Origin of the sequence: Motiliproteus sp. MSK22-1, assembly GCF_001968815.1 — a bacterium.
Taxonomy (GTDB): Bacteria; Pseudomonadota; Gammaproteobacteria; order Pseudomonadales; family Balneatricaceae; genus Motiliproteus.
Genome location: NZ_MIEQ01000017.1, coordinates 1 through 18,336 on the forward strand (window position 1 = coordinate 1; position 18,336 = coordinate 18,336).

An 18,336-nucleotide genomic window follows, 5' to 3' on the forward strand; every position below is an offset into this window, starting at 1 on the left:
GAAACTTCAGCTATCGATGCATCTGGTTGAAGCGCTAATGAAACGGCTTCGCGCTTGTACTCTTCGGAATATTTTCTTCGTGTATTAGACATGTAAAAACCTCGTTAAAGTAGATTATCTACTCTTAACTAGGTGTCCGACAAATCGGGGTAAAACCAATATTACCTTTCAGAATAGGTAAATAACCTGGTTTAGAATCAAAATAAAGTATATAGTAAACAACAACTTTTCAAGTACTGATAGCATATGGAACTTGCACTTCGCGCATACAAAGAAGACCCAATCATTGATAGCCTCATTGCAATACAGGGGCAGCAAGATGAAGAATTTTGGTCTTTCAAATCACATAGTCGTAGAAAGGGGGCTCACTCCTTAATTCACTATCCCGCAATGATGGTTCCTGCATTGCAAGGAACACTTATTGATGCCCTAAATCAGCATATGCCAATCCAGGAAGTTTTGGACCCTTTCGTGGGTTCTGGAACCGTGATGGTTGAATCGATGAACAGGGGCATGAATTTTACAGGTGTAGACATAAATCCTCTAGCAGTGCTCTCGTGTCTTGTGAAGTCAGGGCCGTACTATGACTCCTCTCTATCAAAAAAAGCAAATAGCTTACTTGCATCAATAAAGTCAGATTCAGGTACTTACAAAGTAAGAGAGTTCTTTGGTCGGGATAAATGGTTCCATAAGGAAATTTCGCAAGATCTTGAGAAGATATCTGCTAACATAAAAAAAGAAAAATCTTTATGGGCTCGGAGGATTTTTTGGCTTGCTCTATGTCGAGTTGTAAGATCGACTAGCAACTCCAGATTATCGACCTACAAGCTACATAAAAAATCAGATTCCCAAATATCTGAGAAAAAGCCTCCTATCCCACTATTTGAAAAATATTTAAAGGATATTTTTTCTTCGATTAGCGATCAGAAACACTGTTTTCAAGAGAACGGATTAATAAGCAAAGGGCGGCATTTAGGGAAAACGTCAATATACCTTTCAGATATCAGAGAAGCTCTAACAAAAAACAATAAAATTAAAGACTTTGATTTAATAATGACCTCTCCACCATATGGTGATAATCAAACAACTATACCATATGGACAGTTCTCATATTTACCGTTGAACTGGGTTGATTTAGAAGATATAGATAAAAATATAAATAAAGACATTCTTCTAAGAACCAATAGTATTGACAGCGCAAGCCTGGGTGGATCACTTAAAGAGTCAAAGGAAAAAATTGAATATTTGGCCGAAAACTATCCTTCCGCAAAAAGCTTTATAAGTCAAATAATGGATAGTGAAAGTGGACTTAAGAGATTTTCTTCGTTTTTTATTGATTTGGATAATACTATAGATCTTCTAAGTAATAAGACAAAGAACAACGGATATCAGGCTTGGACTATTGGAAATAGGCGCATAACTCAACAGCTAGTTCCAATGCATGAAATTTTAATTGAAATGTTAGATAAAAGAAGTCTTATTGCAATAACTTCAATCGAAAGAAAAATTGCATATAAGAAGATGGCTAAAAGAAATAACATTTCGGACACGATGGACTCTGAAAACATAATAATTGCCAAAATGGACAGGCAAACATAAGGCTCAATTATGGAAGAAGCTAATAACTCCAACAAAGATAATAAAACAGAGCCACTGAAGCTAAAAATTGACGCACATGTTGTCACACAACTAGGTGCAGAATTGATTACAGGCCCTGAGATTGCTCTCGTCGAATTAATAAAAAACTCATATGATGCAGACGCAAACTACTGTGATATTGATATACAGCCCGAAGCAACTGAAGTAGTTGATGGAACAACTTATCATGGAAAAATTGTAATTAAGGACAATGGCCATGGTATGACGAGGGATACCATTAATAAAGCTTGGCTCACTATTAGTCACTCAGAAAAAAGGGAAGCGAAAAGAGCAGGTTCAAAAACTACTAAGTACTACAGAAGCTATACTGGCGATAAAGGGTTAGGTCGCTTAGGCTCTATGCAGTTAGGGGATGTATGTAGAATAAATACTAATACATCATCAGCAGAATCTGAAGGTATTATAGTAACCTTTAGATGGAGTGACTTTAAACCAGGAACCACCCTAGACTCTGTAAAAATTACAGAAAGAAAAAGTGACATTAATAATAAAGCAGGATCTGCAATCGAAATAATCGGATTGAATGATCTTGGTTACTGGAAAGATGAAAAAAAGCTTACTAAGCTAAAGTATAAGCTATCATCTATGGTGTCACCATTTGGACATCTAAAAGACTTTAAATTATATCTAAAGGTATCCGGTGCTTCTGTATCACTAGAGACCTTTAACGAAAAGATTTACGATCTGTGTTCTAGTGAATATTCCTTTGAGTTAGATAAAAATACTATAATTGTAAAGGGAAAATTAAAGCTTAGTGGCTTTGAACCATCTACAAAAGAAGAAAAGGAATTATTTAATAACTATATTTTATCTGATCAAGGGTTTAGTCTTTTAGAATTCTTGAGAGGATCAAAAAAGCTTAGTGATTTTAGCCAAAACAAATCAGATGATGAAAAATACTTCATAGAATTCAAAAGGGAAATCCAGCTAGACGATATAAGTGCAACAAAAAAGAATTTCAAAGCAATAAAAGATAAAGAATCTAATTTCACAAACCCTGGTGATTTTGACGGTAAGATTTACCAGTTTGTATTCAGAAAAAATTCTCTTGATTTAGATGACACCAAAATATCATATACAGAAACCAAGACCCTTATTCAAGAATTAACCGGAGGGGTTGCTGCGTACCGTGATGGCTTTAAAATTGGGTCCAGAAATGTTGATTGGCTAGGACTAGCCTCTGAGATGACAAGCGGAGCGGGGGGGTACTCTCTTAGGCCTTCAAACGTAGCAGGTTTCATAAACTTAACTTGGGATAACAATAAACAGCTACAAGAAAAATCTGATCGGGAAAGCTTTGTTGATAATGATGCTTATGATGGGTTTTGGATAATTTGTCAGGAAATCATTAAAAGCATAAATAACTATTTAAATACCTCTAGAAGAGAAAGCTTACAATTTATAAAAAACAACAAAGATCAGAGTTTAGGAAAGCCTAAGACATACTCCGCTCAACATGCTCTCAATGAATTAGGCAACCTATCTAAGAGTGCCTCTACTGTTAAAAATAGAATCAATAAGGAAACTATTAAAACAAAGAGAGAGCTAGAACAGTCTATTTCGTTTATTGATGAAACGATCAAAACTAATGAAAAAAGTCTAATAAGCGACCCTCTTTTTGGGAAGCAAATGCAGGCGCTGAGAGACAGAGTTGATTCGCTTGAAAGGCAATTCAACGATTATGCTAAACAATACTCATTCTTTAGTGAAGAACTATCTGATCACCTTAGGTCAGTAGAGAGGATAGAGGAAGAAATTGAGGGCTATGAACAGCAAATTTCTGACTTCTATGATCATGTTGCCATTGGTATTTCAGCAGAAGATTTAGCACACGAAGCTAACTCACAGCTAGGCAATATAGCTTTTCACTTAAATGCCTCAATTAATCGCGTAAAAGATCTAGGCATACAAGATAAAGATCTCATGAGGCACTTATTATCGATAAGAAGCGATACAGGTGTAATTTCTAAAACGATATCCTCTTTGAACCCTCTTGTAAGGGCACAACGAAGCAGTATTGATACATTGCATTTAAGCAAGCAAATTTCTGAGTACTTTGATCTTAGAAGCTCTTACTTTAAAGATAATCAAATAAATATAGTTATTAAAAGTGATGGAAAGGATAAGCCTATTCGCTTTAATAGAGGTAAGCTATTTCAAGTAATAGATAACTTGGTCAGAAACTCTCAACACTGGCTAGAAGTTTTTAATACTCATAATCCGAGTAATGAATTATATATTAATGTTGAAGTTACAAAGAATACCTTTACGATTTATGACTCAGGTAAAGGAGTGAGAGAAGGTATTGAAAATAATTTATTTGATATGTTTGTATCAGACAAAGAAAAAGGCCAAGGCCTAGGGCTTTATATTACAAAACGGCTTCTAGAAGAACGGGGCTGCTCAATATTTTTAACTCAAGAAAGAAATAAATTCGGCAGACGTTTTAAGTTTAAAGTGGATTTAATTGGGGCAACGGAATGACGAATACACTAGAGAGCTTTCAAAGCAATGTATTCAATGCTATTAACATTAGCAATATAGTGTGGATTGATGATTACTTTTCCAAGGGATTAGAAGAAGAGCAATTCATAGACAAACTAAAGACAGAAATTACTTTAGCCCATGAGCTAGAAGAAACAGAAAACCTTCGTAATATAGAAGAGCTATCCGATATTGATTTTGATGATCCGTTAGATGTTATCTTGGATAGCCTTCCATCTGACTCTGCTACTGTTCTCCAAATATTAGATAAGATATCAACAACACCCGAACTAAACCAAGAAGCTTTTGATAAATTCTCTGCTTTATTTAATAAACATGCAAATCTTGAGAAACTATCTTTAGATGAATGGAATAAAGAAAAAGAAGTTCTAATAAAAAAAGATGATTGCTTATTCTTTATTGATCTAGACTTTAGTAATGAAGGCGCGGCTAAAGATTACGGAAAAGAAATTTTAAAATATATCCTTAACAATTCAGATAATGAACCTTATTGTGTTTTATTTACGCACAATTGCCTTCATGGTGCTGAAGAAGAACAACAGCGCTCTGATATTATTAATGGTTTTAATGATGAAACTCCAACAAACTTTTCCGTTCTTTCTAAATCAATCTTTAATGAAGGTGATGATTTAGAGATAGATTTTAAGGCCCCAGAAATATTAAAAAGAGCCTATATTAGAAAGCTATGTCATGATTTATCAAATTCAATATCAGATGAGCTAAAGTCTAGTATAGAAGAGGTCACTGAAAGCCTAAGCCAATGCTCGATTTATGAGATTGATTTTTCAATATTTAGAAAAACAATATCAGAAGGTGCTTCTGAGTTTGACGTTCTGCATAGAATCTACTCTCTTAACCAGAAAAAAGTAATTTCCAACCTCATAAAGGATGGGTCTCCATTAGTTGAAAGAATACGAAACTTAAGAAAAATTGAGTCTATTAATTTTCAGCCTCAAAACAGGGACGAAAAGCCATATTTTCTATTTTATAAAGACAACAGCACTCCTGGCGATTTCTTTAAGAACCTAAGAAACCGAGAGATGTGGAGTGATGGTAATTCTATTAATAGAATCCATACTCCGATAAATACAGGCGATACATTTTACTTTAACAGCGGCGGAGAAGAATACAACTATGTTCTCTTAGAGCAATCATGTGACTTAATGATAAGAGATGATGGAAGCAGAAAACTTAATGAGGCAGTTCTTATTCCTTTCGAGTCTAAAAAGTTTAAGAAGAATGACCCAAAGCTAAAAGAATACCAGGGCCTTACTAAGAATCATGTATTTCAAAGCCCTCTTGATAGAGAAGTCTACTTTGTATTCGACTTCTCGAAGTCTATTAATACAAACATCAATTATTTGGACTTATGTGTATTTAATTCAAACGGAGAGTTAAGCTTACACTCTGAAGACGAAGAATGCTCTCAGCTTGTCTTTAATGATGGACTTCTAAAAAAGTACAAAGAGCTACGTGACAAATTCTTCAGCCCAATAGGTAGCTTCTATTTATTGATGCCTCCTGAGAATATATGTCATTCAGTATCCAATATGACTATCAACGGGGATACTTGCATTAAGGTATCTTTTGATCGTGACTCAGACACTGTTTCTGTTAATGGTAAAAGGGGAGATCGTCTAAACTCCCCATTTACAGATATTCTACTGAATAAGCTGTATCAACATAAAACTCGTCCACCTCTGAGCCATGATTTTTCAGACACTAGTTTAGCCTAAAAAAAAGCAGCCATTTGGCTGCTTTTTTATTCACCTATCATTTCAATTGAGACACCGTAGCAAACTTCTGAGACGGGATCTCATCCGATATGAGATTTGACAGATCTGTATGTCAGATCTCATTTGAAATGAAATTTGGAACTCCGATTCTATGGGGGATTTCATACATTCCAAGATTTTCTATACCGTTGGAATCTCATTAGTAGTGAAATACACTGAGCAAAATCTCATTTATCGTGAAATATACATAGCCAACATCTAATTATTTGGAAGCATTATATAGCACAACACATTGCTAAAAGGAAAAAATGGAACTCTCCAGCATAAATCTAGAAATGGATATAGAAAAACGAGCCAAAGAGTTGGGTAAATTAAAGTTTGTCACAGCAACCAGTGATGACACTACGCTTCTTTATGCTTCACAGACTTACCACTACGAAAACAGTAAATTCGAGTACTTTGCTGTTAGGCTAGCTCCCCTTGGCAAAATCGTTAGCTCAAAGAGCACAGTTCACACTAATTTTGTATCACATAATATGCCTCAACTGCCTAACAGCTCTTTTTCTCTATGTAATAATGCGGTTCAAATAGTAGTGGATAAAAAAAACAGTAAAGGAAAGTTTGGGCCCAAAGGACAAATCAAAATTCTAGAGCCGGGCTATGGATTGGGCAGCTACGCACTTGCTAAAGTCATCGATTGGCTCATAGTCGAACATCCTGACGTAGCAGTTCAGGCTGGCGATTTATCAGAGCACGACGCAGTCTCTGAAAATAGTCAACGTAGACATCGGTTCTACAAAGGAAGAGGTTTCCACGTCAGTTATTCCGATGAAAGAGGTAACGGTTCATTTTGGGCTAATAAAGCGTCAGAGTTAAAACCAATATTCAATCAAGAAAAAATTTCGGAATTAACGTACGCAGAGTTTGCTACTGAGTATTTGAAGAACGTCCAGAAGATCTCAAATTGCGAACATTTAATACTCAACCTTAAACACCATAATAAGTATCTCAAAGAGCACACTGTAAGCAACTATAAGAAATGGCTGACGATATCAATTCTAATAAATATTTCTCTAATATTATTTTTTTGTTATTAATAACTGGCCGAGTAGCCCGAAGAAACCTCCCGTTAAGGCTCTCACATCCCCCTCTCATTAAGGCTGTGCATACAATGAATGATCAATTGATACTTTGGTACCCCTCCACCAAGTTGTAGCAAAACTAGCCCTCAACGAGGTGGTTTTCTCGTTTTTGGATGATAAATTATGAACTAATTGTTAATTCAACCCCAAAATGCAACACTCGCTTATGCAGCCAGACAGCGTTCCTCAAAAACTTCTTTCGGCTGATAAGAACTCCCTCTTTACACAAAAAGCGAACAGCCTTAATGCCTGAAGCTTTGCATTAAACCATGTAATCCCAATCACCCATAGTCCCTACCAAAGACGAAATTTCTTTTATTTTTACCAAATCATATCTATGAAAGATCCGGTTCATAAAGCGCTCCTCTTTAGGCAGATTTTTATCGATAGCCTCAATACCTTGCATCTTGAATAGAATCCTAAGCTCATGGAACGTCATACCACTCTGTTTCGAGAGTTTCGTGAACAACACATATTGCTCTTTAAATGTGTCTACAGATTTTGCCGGTATATATCGACTCTCTTTGACGTTTTTCTTAAATGATAGGAGGAGCCCTTTCTGAATCAGCTGCTTTATCAGCTGATTACTAACTCCCATAGACTTGCCTAGGTCAGAAATTGTGTACAAGCCCGATCTCTTCTCATTGACCTGAACGCCGTACCAGTCTAGTAGCTGCTGTTCCGATACACATAAACTTCTAAAACCAACATTTCTAATATTCTTTCTAGTCTTAATCTCACCAGCTTCAATCGCTCTAAGTAGCGCAACCAAGGGGTTTTCGATACGGTTACCAATCTTTCTTAGGGCATCAGGGAGGGGGATATATTGGTCTTCCAAAACAGGAATGTGATGGCCAAATCGCTCTAGGAGACTGTGAAGTTTTGAGCGCTCAAATGACCAGCTAGCTCCCGTTTCTTCAGAAGGAGCCTCTCCCTCGAGATACTCACTTTCTAGCAATTGATAGAACTGTTTCTTAGTCACACCAAGAATGCTGGCAGCCATAATACCGTTAACCTGTTCAGCTTCCTGACTGATGTATTTCATTACATCGGGTACATAAACTAGCGTAAACGTCCTATCAGTCTCTGAATAATACTGCTTCTCTGATTTTATCTGTCCAAGATTAATCGCTCTATTGAGTACAGATTTACCAATTTCGTAACGTTTACTGGCAACCTGCAGCGGTATCCAAGGATGATGCTCAATCATAGTGTCTGAAAAGAGAGAATTTTTTTGAGTTAACGCATAGTGCCAGTTGTTGTTTACATAACTATTCAATGCGAAATAAAGCGGTTCTATTTCGCACCCAATATATCGGTAATAAAACTTGTAGAACCGCTTGAACAGCTTATCTCCATCTTTCTGATCGACGTAAACATGGTGGTGAATACTCTCTAGAAAGTGCGTAAACCTGTCAGGTTCAGAAAAATAAGTTTCGGCGAGTGACAAAAAATAAGGGCGAGCGGTCTCCATATTTGTGAATCCCGCAAATGTGCCGGTTCTATCAAACACATTCCCCTCAATCGGTTGCCATTGTGCAAAGGCCTTAGCGAGCTCAACACGACAATTCAACGACATTTCAGAAGGACATAAGGCATTTGCCAACCAATATTTGTCATTCTGATAATAACTTTTAGCACCATCAACAAACTGTTGATATCTAACAACATTATCAGATATTTTTTGAGTATCAGCGGATGATAAATTGCTTCCGCAATGGCACTCTGTAATCGATATTTTGTTGCCGTAGCTCTGCTCAGCCCCACACTCTGCACACGTATCTACCAACCAACATTGGTGTTTTAAGCAAGCGGCTGAACAACGCAAATGCCAGTGTATTCTATAGTAAGGTTCTTCTTCTAAACACTTAGGGCAGAACCTCAATATTGAGTAATTCAGATCCGCCTTCTTAAGCTCACAATAAGACTTAAGATAAGCCTTTGCCTTATCAAATCCACTCCAGGGAGAGTCCACTAAACGTTCCAGAATATCCTTAGGATGAAGAACAAAACGCCCTCCTTCCTCTGGGTATAACCATCTGATATTTTTGAACTTGTTCTTCTGACTGACCCGAATAAGATACCCTACTGGCGACTCATCAGAATACCCTTGTGGATAACAAATCGGTTGAATGAGTGCAGTCATACATCAAGCTCCTTAGTCCTAGCAGCGTGAAAAGGCATACCAGGCTTAATCAGCCTATTGAAGCCAAAGTTTCTGTTAAAGGGATTCAGCTTTCCTTCACCTTCAGACCAAATAGACTCAGTAAACGCTTGCTCTAAGCATTGCTGGTGAATCGATTTATACCCCTCCCGTTGTGCTATTTGATATGCGGAAACGATTAGGTTAGTCATGTGAGCAATGATACCGTTAGTGGCAAAGTGCCAACGTTTGAATAAATCCTGGTCAATATCTCCAGACAAAGGCATGTCTGCTGTACGATATAGCCCTTTCAGAACTTTGATAAACTCTCGAAAGCTATTGCTACAAACCATCGAGAAGGGTTTCAGATTAACTCTTCGACTAAATCGCCGACGCAACTGCTCATTAATTCGAAGTATGTGTTCACTTTGCTCTAACCCCATGAGTACAGAAGAAGCGCCAGATTGATCGATCAACGTTTTCAACCAATCAGATACCTGGCGAGGTGCTGCTCTATTCCCTTGGTCTATGAAATGCTGTAGTTCATCAAAGATAATCAGTTTCACCTCACACTGTTTGATGTAGTTGAGAATCCTCCCTGTTTTCTCAACCGCTGATCCCTTGTTAAAAGTCGAATCACCTAACTGGAATAACATAGCCTCAGCCATGTTTTTCACGGTAGGTAAAGAGGGTGTATCAATCACAAGAACCGGTACAATTTTTTGATCTTTGGTGTAGTAAACCGGGTAGCGTTCTACAACTTTACGCTTAAGGGTAGATTTGCCCGTACCAGACATACCAATGCAAATCAGGTTAAGTTGAAAGCCTATCTCATCATTCAACTGATAGGCTTCAACAATCTTATTTAGAGCCGATTTGAATTGAGGATGTTGAATAACCAAATTATTGAATCTGGATAAAACCTCAGATTGATCCTTATTCATTTATCCAGCTCCCAGTCCATATCAAACTCGTCCAAATCATCCATGTTCAGAGTGACCTTTCCCCCAAATTTAGAACCATGACCTCGATGAGATTTCCAGATAGTCTACGATCTAAACGGAGATCTCACTATGAAGAAGCGGTACACGGAAGAGCAAATCATTAAGGCGATCAAAAGCCACGAATCTGGCGTAAAAGTCGAAGACCTATGCCGGGATTTAGGCGTATCAACGGGCACATTCTATAACTGGCGCAGCAAGTATGCGGGTTTAGAAGTTAATGAAGCTAAGCGGTTAAAAGAGCTTGAGTCGGAGAACAACAAGCTTAAAAAGCTCTTGGCAGAGAAAATGCTCGAAATCGAAGCCTTGAGTGACGTCGTATCAAAAAAGTGGTGAAGCCAGCCAGCAAAAAGCAGGTTGTCTCACACGTTATCAAGCAGTTCAAATTCAGTGAGCGAACAGCCTGTAAGCTGGTTGGTGTAAGTCGAACAGCATACCGCTACAAGCCCGTAGTGAATGATGACGGTTCACTAAGAGTCCGTCTCAAAGAGCTAGCCGCAGAGTACACTAGGTACGGCTACCTGATGTTACATGGTCTGCTCAAGGCTGAAGGCTTAGTTGCGAACAAGAAGCGAACGTACCGTGTATATATGGAGGAAGAGTTACAAGTTCGTACAAAAAAGCGAAAGAAGTTACAAAGGCCGAGAATGCCGATGGAAATGCCTTCGGCAGTCAATCAGAGATGGTCAATGGACTTTGTATCCGACCAGCTGAGCACCGGCCGCCGTTTTCGTGTCCTGAATATTGTGGATGACTACTCACGAGAAATAGTAGGACAGCTGGTATCCGTTTCCATTTCAGGCGCTCGAGTTGCACGTTTTCTTGATGAACTTAGAGACAATCGAGGACTGCCTAAAAGTATTGTCTGCGATAACGGCACGGAATTTACCAGTAAGGCCATGTTCTTTTGGAGTAAAGAAAATGGCACCAGACTTAGCTTTATTCAGCCAGGAAAACCAACGCAGAATGCTTTTGTAGAGAGCCTAAATGGGAAGTTCAGAAATGAGTGCCTGAATCAACATTGGTTCAGAAGCATGAAAGAAGCAGACTGGGAAATCAGTCAATGGCGGCACCATTACAACCATATCCGCCCCCACAGCTCACTTGGATATATTGCTCCAGTAGCATTTAAGAACCAGGCGGCTTAGGATGAATAATCTCATCGAAGGATTGGTACTAAGACAGGGGAAAGGTCAGTTTTCAAAATCAAAGGTTAAAAACATGAGATTATCGAACTATTCTTCATTCTCAATTAATGTGGTCTCAGTGCGATGTGTGCGGGCTCATTCTTAATACAACTGGGTCCATTGGCAACTAATGTGGGCCCAGTGTTCTTCTTATTATCAATTAATCTGGTCCCAAAAATCTCGATGAATTCGGGTCCGAGCTTCGATGTATGCGATCCCTTACACCTAGATAAAATGGACTCTAAGTTTTCTAAAAGTTAATCAAGTATAGGTATCAGCAAGAACAAAAAAGCAGCCAACTGGCTGCTTTTTTGTTCCCATTTCATTCTAAATGAGACGCCATTTCACAATTATGAGACGGCGTTTCAATTCAAATGAGATTCGACAATCTGTAAAACCTAAATATCCAGGTTAGTTACACTTAGAGCATTGGTTTCAATAAAGTCCCGGCGCGGCTCTACTTCATCACCCATCAGAGTGGTGAACATCTGGTCTGCTGCAATGGCATCTTCAATGGTGACTCGCAGCATTCGGCGGCTATCAGGGTCCATTGTTGTTTCCCACAGCTGTTCCGGGTTCATCTCACCCAGCCCCTTGTAGCGCTGAATATAGTAGCCTCGCTTGGCCTGAGCCATCAACCAGTCAAGGCCTTCGTCGAAGGATTCTATTGGTTTGATGCGCTCACCCCGACGTATATAGGCCCCCTCTTCCAACAAACCAGAAAGCGCTTTACCTAATTGGGCAATTGCTTTGTATTCCGCCGATAAGAAGAAGTCATAACCAAATACATGTTCATGGGGAATGCCATGAGAGGTCAACGTGACCAGAGGCAGGAACAGGTTTCTCTCCTGGTCTTCTGCCACTCCACTCTCAAACGTACTCGCGGCGCTGTTCTCAATGTCAATAGAGGCAACCAGATTGCGTGTCCATTCCACTATCTTGTCTCTGGACTTCAGATCATTTTCAGATAGCTCAGGCAAATAAATCAACCGCTTAAGCACATCTTCAGGATACAAGCGGGAAATACGCTGTATCAGTGCCTTAACGCCTCTGAATTCGTTAATCAAAGACTCCAGCGCCGAGCCGTTAATCGCCGGTGCATTAGCATTCACATACAGGTGCGCATCATCCAGTGCTGCCTGAACCATAAAGGAGTCCAGCGATTCATCATCTTTCAGATACTGCTCCTGCTTACCCTTCTTGATTTTATAAAGTGGTGGTTGCGCGATGTAAATATGTCCACGCTCAACCAGCTCTAGCGTCTGACGGAAGAAGAAGGTTAACAACAGGGTACGAATATGTGATCCATCTACATCCGCATCGGTCATGATGATAATGCGATGATAACGCAGCTTATCGGCATTAAACTCTTCACGACCAATACCACAGCCTAAGGCGGTAATCAGTGTGCCGACTTCCGCAGAGGAAAGCATTTTATCAAAACGCGCTTTCTCAACGTTTAGAATCTTACCCTTGAGTGGCAGGATTGCCTGGGTTTTTCTGTTTCTGCCCTGCTTGGCAGAACCTCCTGCGGAGTCACCCTCCACCAGGTAAATTTCTGAAAGAGAAGGATCCTTCTCCTGACAGTCTGCTAGTTTTCCTGGCAAACCGGCAATATCCAAGGCACCTTTACGGCGCGTCATTTCCCGTGCTTTTCGGGCTGCTTCACGGGCACGAGCCGCATCAATCATCTTGCCGACTATTGCCTTGGCTTCGTTCGGCTGCTCCTGCAGAAACTCAGTGAGGTGCTTATACATCGCCTGTTCAACAGCGGTTTTTACCTCAGAAGAAACAAGCTTGTCCTTGGTTTGCGAAGAAAACTTCGGGTCAGGCACTTTGACCGAAATAATGGCAGTAAGTCCTTCCCGGGCATCATCACCTGAGGTCGCAACCTTCGACTTCTTCTGTACACTCTCTTGTTCAATATAAACATTAAGTGAACGAGTCAGTGCTGAACGAAAACCGGATAAATGAGTGCCACCGTCACGCTGTGGAATATTATTGGTAAAACAATGTATTCCTTCCTGGTAACCATCATTCCACTGCAACGCAACTTCAACACCAATGCCTTCATCATTGATATCAGTAAAGTGAAAGACTCGGTTAATAGTGCTCTTGTTCTGATTCAGATACTCAACAAATGCACTGACACCACCCTCATACATGAAAGTCTCATCTTTACCACTCCGCTCATCTTTCAAAACAATGCAGACACCGGAGTTAAGAAATGAAAGTTCACGAAGCCTTTTTGCCAGAATATCGTACTGGAAATGGATATGAGTGAAGGTTTCTGCGGCGGGCTTAAAATGGATCCGGGTTCCAGTGCTCTGGGTTTCTCCAACAATCTTCATTGGTCCATCGGGAACACCATGAGTATAGGACTGCTCATGAACACTACCTGCCCTTCTGATCGTCATTTTGACTTTTTCTGACAATGCATTAACGACCGAGACCCCCACCCCATGTAAACCTCCTGACACCTTATAGGAGTTGTCATCAAACTTACCGCCGGCATGCAGGACTGTCATGATAACTTCTGCTGCAGATACCCCTTCTTCCTCGTGGATGTCCACTGGAATACCGCGGCCATCATCCGAAACACTAATGGTTTCATCAGGGTGTATAATCACTTCGATTTTACTGCAGTGACCCGCCAATGCCTCATCGATGGAATTATCCACTACCTCGAATACCATATGGTGCAGGCCGGTACCGTCATCGGTATCTCCGATGTACATACCCGGACGCTTTCGCACCGCATCCAGGCCCTTCAGAACCTTGATACTGGATGAATCGTAAGCGTTGTTATTTCCGTCGCTCATTCTTAGCTCCCATAGGCATTGTCTGACACGAGCCTTCCGTTTCTTATATGGAAGTCCCGTACTTCTGATTCCTGGTTTAAACAACCATCAAAGGCGCTTGCCTCGACACAGGTAAGCAGCAATTGACTATTCATTTCGATCAATAGATTACACAGTTTTTGGCGATGATTACGATCCAGCTCCGCTGGCAGGTCATCAATTAAATAGACACAGTCTCGGCCAGAAAGCTGTTTAAGAATCAGCCCCTGTGCAACTTTCAGTGCACTAACGACCAGCTTCTGCTGGCCTCTTGATAAAATTTCGCTGGCCGCAACCCCCCTTACCTTGACCCGAAGATCTGCACGCTGCGGCCCTTGCTGTGTAAAACCAAGTCCCTTATCGCGTTCAAAGCCTTCTTGAAGAACCTGGTCCATCGTTCGCTTACGGTCCCATCCCCGATAGTATTGGAGACTGAGATCTTCGATCTCTATCAGTCCGGAAAGTACCTGAGAAAAACAGGGCAGAAGTGTATCTATATATGCCTGCCTGAACTCGTCCAGCGCCTCTGCGTGACGAACAAACTCGCGATCCCAGGTAGCACGCTCGCGAGGGTCAAGTTTACCATATTTCAATAAACTATTGCGCTGTTTGAGAGCCCGTTTAACGGCTTTCCAGGTCGCTAAAAAGCGAGAATCCGAATGAAATCCCCCCCAATCTACAAATTGACGCCGAATGGACGGGCTGCCCTCCAAAAGCAGGAAGGTATCGGCATTAATCAGCTGAACCGGGAGCAATTCTGCCAGCACTGAAGCACTGTCTATATCCTCTCCGGAAACCCGTATTCGTAATGCTCCGTTACGGTTACGCTGCAATCCTATCGGTATCGATGAACGAGCAGCTATAGAATCGATTTCTGCAAATAGGGTACAGCTTTCCAGATCATGATTAATGTAATGTTTGTACTTTATTGTTCTGAAGGAACGCGCCAGACTAAGCAGATTCGTTGCTTCAAGGATGCTGGTTTTTCCACTACCGTTGGAACCGTAGAAGATATTCACCCTTGGAGAGAGATCAAGCTTCAAAGATTGGAAATTACGAAAGCCACTGAGAGCCAGTGATTTAATCGGCATGGGTGAGGTGTATAACCTAAATAGAGGAAGGGCCCGCTTAATGGCGGGCCACCAACCACTACATACGCATCGGCATGATAACGTACAAACTATCGTTATTATCGACAGCCTCTACGAGAGAACTACTGTTTGGATCAGTCATAGAAACACGAACCATTTCCTCTGACGAAAGGATAGAAAGGACATCCAGCATGTAATTGACGTTAAAGCCAATTTCCAACGCAGGCCCCTGATAATCCACTTCCAATGTTTCTTCGGCTTCTTCCTGCTCTGGGTTATTAGCAGTAACCTGAAGATAACCCTCGGTTAACGCTAAACGAACGCCCCGATACTTTTCATTGGAAAGTATTGAAATACGACTTAATACCTGACGCAATTCCTGTCGATTAGCGATAATCTGCTTATCGCCTCCACGAGGAATGACCCGCTCATAATCCGGGAACTTGCCGTCGACCAGTTTTGAAGTGAAAACATAATCACCGGTGTTAACTCGAATATGATTACTACCGATCACCAACTGAGCTTCGTTATCACTATCCTCCAGCAATCGGGCCAGTTCAAGAATACCCTTTCGCGGAACAATGACCTGTTGTTTAACACTCAACTCCTGCTCTACCGAGCAAATGGAGGTAGCCAGACGGTGGCCATCAGTAGCAACGGTACGAAGCTGGCTGCCATCCAGCTCAAGTAACATACCGTTCAGGTAGTAACGTACGTCCTGTTGTGCCATGGCAAAACCGGTACGCTCAATCAAATGGCGTAGCTTGCCCTGTGGAATAGGAATTTCGAGGGTTCTGGGACCGTCTTCTATATTTGGAAATTCTGATGCAGGCAGAGTTGCCAGAGTAAAGCGGCTACGCCCGCCCTTAATGGTCACTTTCTGCCCTGTCAAAGTGAGCTCAACATCAACATGATCAGGGAGCGACTTACAGATATCCATAAGCTTCTTCGCAGGAACAGTAATGGAGCCTGGTTCAGCCTCCTGCTCCAACTCAACACGCCCCACCATCTCAACTTCAAGGTCTGTACCAGTCAGCGATAAGCGATTTCCTTCAACAACCAATAATATGTTGGCGAGGACTGGTAACGTCTGACGACGCTCCACCACCCCAGCAACCAATTGCAGGGGTTTTAAAAGTGCTTCTCTGGATACGGCAAATTTCATCTATTCCTACCCTTCTAATAAAGAGCCCTAGTTATACAACAGGGTCCTCGGCCTGACCTCCTAATAAACCATCCTCAGCTTATGGTTTATCCTGTGGCTTCTCTATGTTCCCATCAGGAAGACAATAGTCTCAACAGATTCTTATAGTCTTCTCGAATATCGGTATCGCTTTCTCGTAATTCTGCCACCTTCCGCCGTGCATGCAACACTGTTGTGTGGTCGCGGCCGCCAAAACTATTACCGATTTCCGGTAAGCTGTGATTGGTCAGCTCTTTTGACAGAGCCATAGCAACCTGTCGTGGTCTGGCCACCGAGCGGCTTCGACGTTTGGAGTGCAAATCAGAGATCTTAATCTTGTAATATTCTGCAACAACCCGCTGAATATTATCGATGCTAATCATTTTATCTTGAAGAGCCAATAGATCCTTCAACGACTCTCGAATAAATTCAGTGGTAATACTGCTACCGGTGAAGTGAGCATTCGCTATCACTCGCTTCAGCGCTCCTTCGAGCTCTCTAACATTAGAGCGAATCTTTTGAGCAATAAAGAAAGCTGCATCGTGAGGCAGACGGATACGAGCCTCCTCCGCTTTTTTCATCAAAATAGCAACGCGTGTTTCCAGCTCCGGAGGTTCAATCGCTACAGTAAGACCCCAGCCAAAGCGGGATTTCAAACGATCTTCCAACCCGCTGATCTCTTTGGGGTAACGATCACAGGTCAGAATCATCTGCTGTCCCCCTTCCAACAGTGCGTTAAAAGTATGAAAGAATTCTTCCTGGGAACGATCCTTACCAGCAAAAAACTGAATATCGTCAATTAACAGCGCATCAACAGAGCGGTAATAGCGCTTAAAGTCATTAATCGCATTAAGCTGCAATGCTTTTACCATATCAGCAACAAAACGTTCAGAGTGTAAATACACTATCTTAGCGTTGGGGTTACGCTCCAGCATTGCTGCACCCACTGCATGCATCAAGTGAGTTTTACCCAGCCCTACACCACCATAAATAAATAAAGGGTTATAGGAACCGCCCGGGTTTTCAGCCACCTGCTGAGCCGCAGCTAAACCGAGCTGGTTTGATTTACCCTGTACAAAGGTATCGAAAGTAAACAGCTTGTTTAAATGGGTCTGATGTCGAACCCCACCTTCAACATCAACCTGTCGCTTTTTCCTGTTAGGGCCATCACCGGGCTTTAGCTTCTTCTGTAAAGGCTTTGTCGACTGCGGCGCCAATAGATCCTGTTGCATAGGAGCGCCAGGTTCAGAAGAAGTTGTTTTTGAATAGTTTTGACTTATTGACCTCTGATCCAGAGGGCTGGAATCCAAGGAATGCCCTAACGACACAGAGTCTGAACCAGAAGAACCATGGTATAAAGGTTCTTTATTTATGGAGTTATTTGCCGTCGAAGAACCCTGTATATCAGTTGCAGCGCCCGGTGTGTCAGATGCTGATGAGTTATGACCGGAAGAACCTGGACTTGATACACTTACAGTGGAGTGATCGGTATTCTGAAATTGATCTGAAGCTTGTATCTGCCGCGATAAACGTCCAGCAGAAGCAGCCCCAACGCCCTGGCGTCGACCATTAGCACCCACTTCCAGCAAAACTTCATAAACGCGATCCTCATCGACTTCTGACAGCAGTTCCTTTATTCGTTTTAGGTACTTATCAGAAACCCAGTCCATAACAAATCGATTTGGGGCAAGTAACCGCAATTGGCTCGGGCTGCCAGCTTCCGCCCGAAGGGGACGTATCCAGGTATTATATTGCTGCGAGGGGAACTCCTCTTGAAGATAGCTTAGACATTTCTGCCAAAGATCGACTGGCATGCAGAGGTTCCCAAATTCAGTGGTTACAAACAGTT

12 protein-coding genes are annotated in these 18,336 nt (G+C 41.3%); 5 read left to right on the forward strand and 7 right to left on the reverse strand.

Going from position 1 to position 18,336, the window contains the following annotated elements; genetic code table 11:
- On the reverse strand, positions 1–92 hold a 92-nt coding region (locus tag BGP75_RS27685; RefSeq protein ID WP_143820948.1), incomplete at its 3' end, for a transposase.
- A 154-nt stretch (positions 93–246) separates the two neighbouring features.
- On the opposite strand from BGP75_RS27685, the gene BGP75_RS00625 reads away from it, so the two are divergent.
- The 4 genes from BGP75_RS00625 to BGP75_RS00640 all read left to right on the forward strand — a co-directional run bounded on the left by BGP75_RS00625 (position 247) and on the right by BGP75_RS00640 (position 6,997).
- Positions 247–1,599 (forward strand): hypothetical protein, encoded by a 1,353-nt coding sequence (locus tag BGP75_RS00625; protein ID WP_076714012.1) that lies wholly within the window; start codon positions 247–249, stop codon positions 1,597–1,599.
- A gap of 9 nt (positions 1,600–1,608) precedes the next feature.
- Positions 1,609–4,143: an ATP-binding protein gene (locus BGP75_RS00630; RefSeq protein WP_076714014.1), complete on the forward strand. Its 2,535-nt coding sequence runs from the start codon at positions 1,609–1,611 to the stop codon at positions 4,141–4,143.
- A complete protein-coding gene (locus BGP75_RS00635) occupies positions 4,140–5,900 on the forward strand; it encodes a hypothetical protein (protein ID WP_076714016.1) in 1,761 nt (586 codons plus the stop codon). The genes BGP75_RS00630 and BGP75_RS00635 overlap by 4 nt, the downstream gene beginning before the upstream one ends.
- A gap of 308 nt (positions 5,901–6,208) precedes the next feature.
- Positions 6,209–6,997 (forward strand): hypothetical protein, encoded by a 789-nt coding sequence (locus BGP75_RS00640; protein ID WP_076714019.1) that lies wholly within the window; start codon positions 6,209–6,211, stop codon positions 6,995–6,997.
- A 307-nt stretch (positions 6,998–7,304) separates the two neighbouring features.
- Here the strand turns inward: BGP75_RS00640 and BGP75_RS00645 are convergent, their stop codons facing one another.
- Together BGP75_RS00645 and BGP75_RS00650 are read right to left on the reverse strand one after the other, a co-directional pair.
- A complete protein-coding gene (locus tag BGP75_RS00645) occupies positions 7,305–9,188 on the reverse strand; it encodes a TniQ family protein (RefSeq protein WP_076714021.1) in 1,884 nt (627 codons plus the stop codon).
- The gene (locus tag BGP75_RS00650; RefSeq protein ID WP_076714023.1) at positions 9,185–10,129 is read right to left on the reverse strand and encodes a TniB family NTP-binding protein; all 945 of its coding nucleotides are present in this window, start codon (positions 10,127–10,129) and stop codon (positions 9,185–9,187) included. Before BGP75_RS00650 ends, BGP75_RS00645 begins: the two co-directional genes overlap by 4 nt.
- A gap of 129 nt (positions 10,130–10,258) precedes the next feature.
- Between BGP75_RS00650 and BGP75_RS00660 the strand changes: the two genes are divergently transcribed.
- Positions 10,259–11,334, forward strand: a protein-coding gene (locus BGP75_RS00660) for an IS3 family transposase (RefSeq protein WP_143820942.1) whose coding sequence is annotated in 2 segments (ribosomal slippage) — positions 10,259–10,508 and positions 10,508–11,334 — 1,077 coding nt in all. Because the reading frame shifts where the segments join, the coding sequence is not laid out codon by codon here.
- A gap of 437 nt (positions 11,335–11,771) precedes the next feature.
- Here the strand turns inward: BGP75_RS00660 and gyrB are convergent.
- The 4 genes from gyrB to dnaA all read right to left on the reverse strand — a co-directional run bounded on the left by gyrB (position 11,772) and on the right by dnaA (position 18,301).
- Entirely contained in the window at positions 11,772–14,195 is a 2,424-nt protein-coding gene (gene gyrB / locus BGP75_RS00665; protein ID WP_076714030.1) for a DNA topoisomerase (ATP-hydrolyzing) subunit B, read from the reverse strand.
- A gap of 2 nt (positions 14,196–14,197) precedes the next feature.
- Positions 14,198–15,304 (reverse strand): DNA replication/repair protein RecF, encoded by a 1,107-nt coding sequence (gene recF, locus BGP75_RS00670; RefSeq protein WP_076714032.1) that lies wholly within the window; start codon positions 15,302–15,304, stop codon positions 14,198–14,200.
- A gap of 58 nt (positions 15,305–15,362) precedes the next feature.
- Positions 15,363–16,469 (reverse strand): DNA polymerase III subunit beta, encoded by a 1,107-nt coding sequence (gene dnaN / locus BGP75_RS00675; protein WP_076714034.1) that lies wholly within the window; start codon positions 16,467–16,469, stop codon positions 15,363–15,365.
- Between the two features lie 113 nt (positions 16,470–16,582).
- Entirely contained in the window at positions 16,583–18,301 is a 1,719-nt protein-coding gene (dnaA, locus tag BGP75_RS00680; protein WP_076714036.1) for a chromosomal replication initiator protein DnaA, read from the reverse strand.
- Positions 18,302–18,336: the final 35 nt, after the last annotated feature.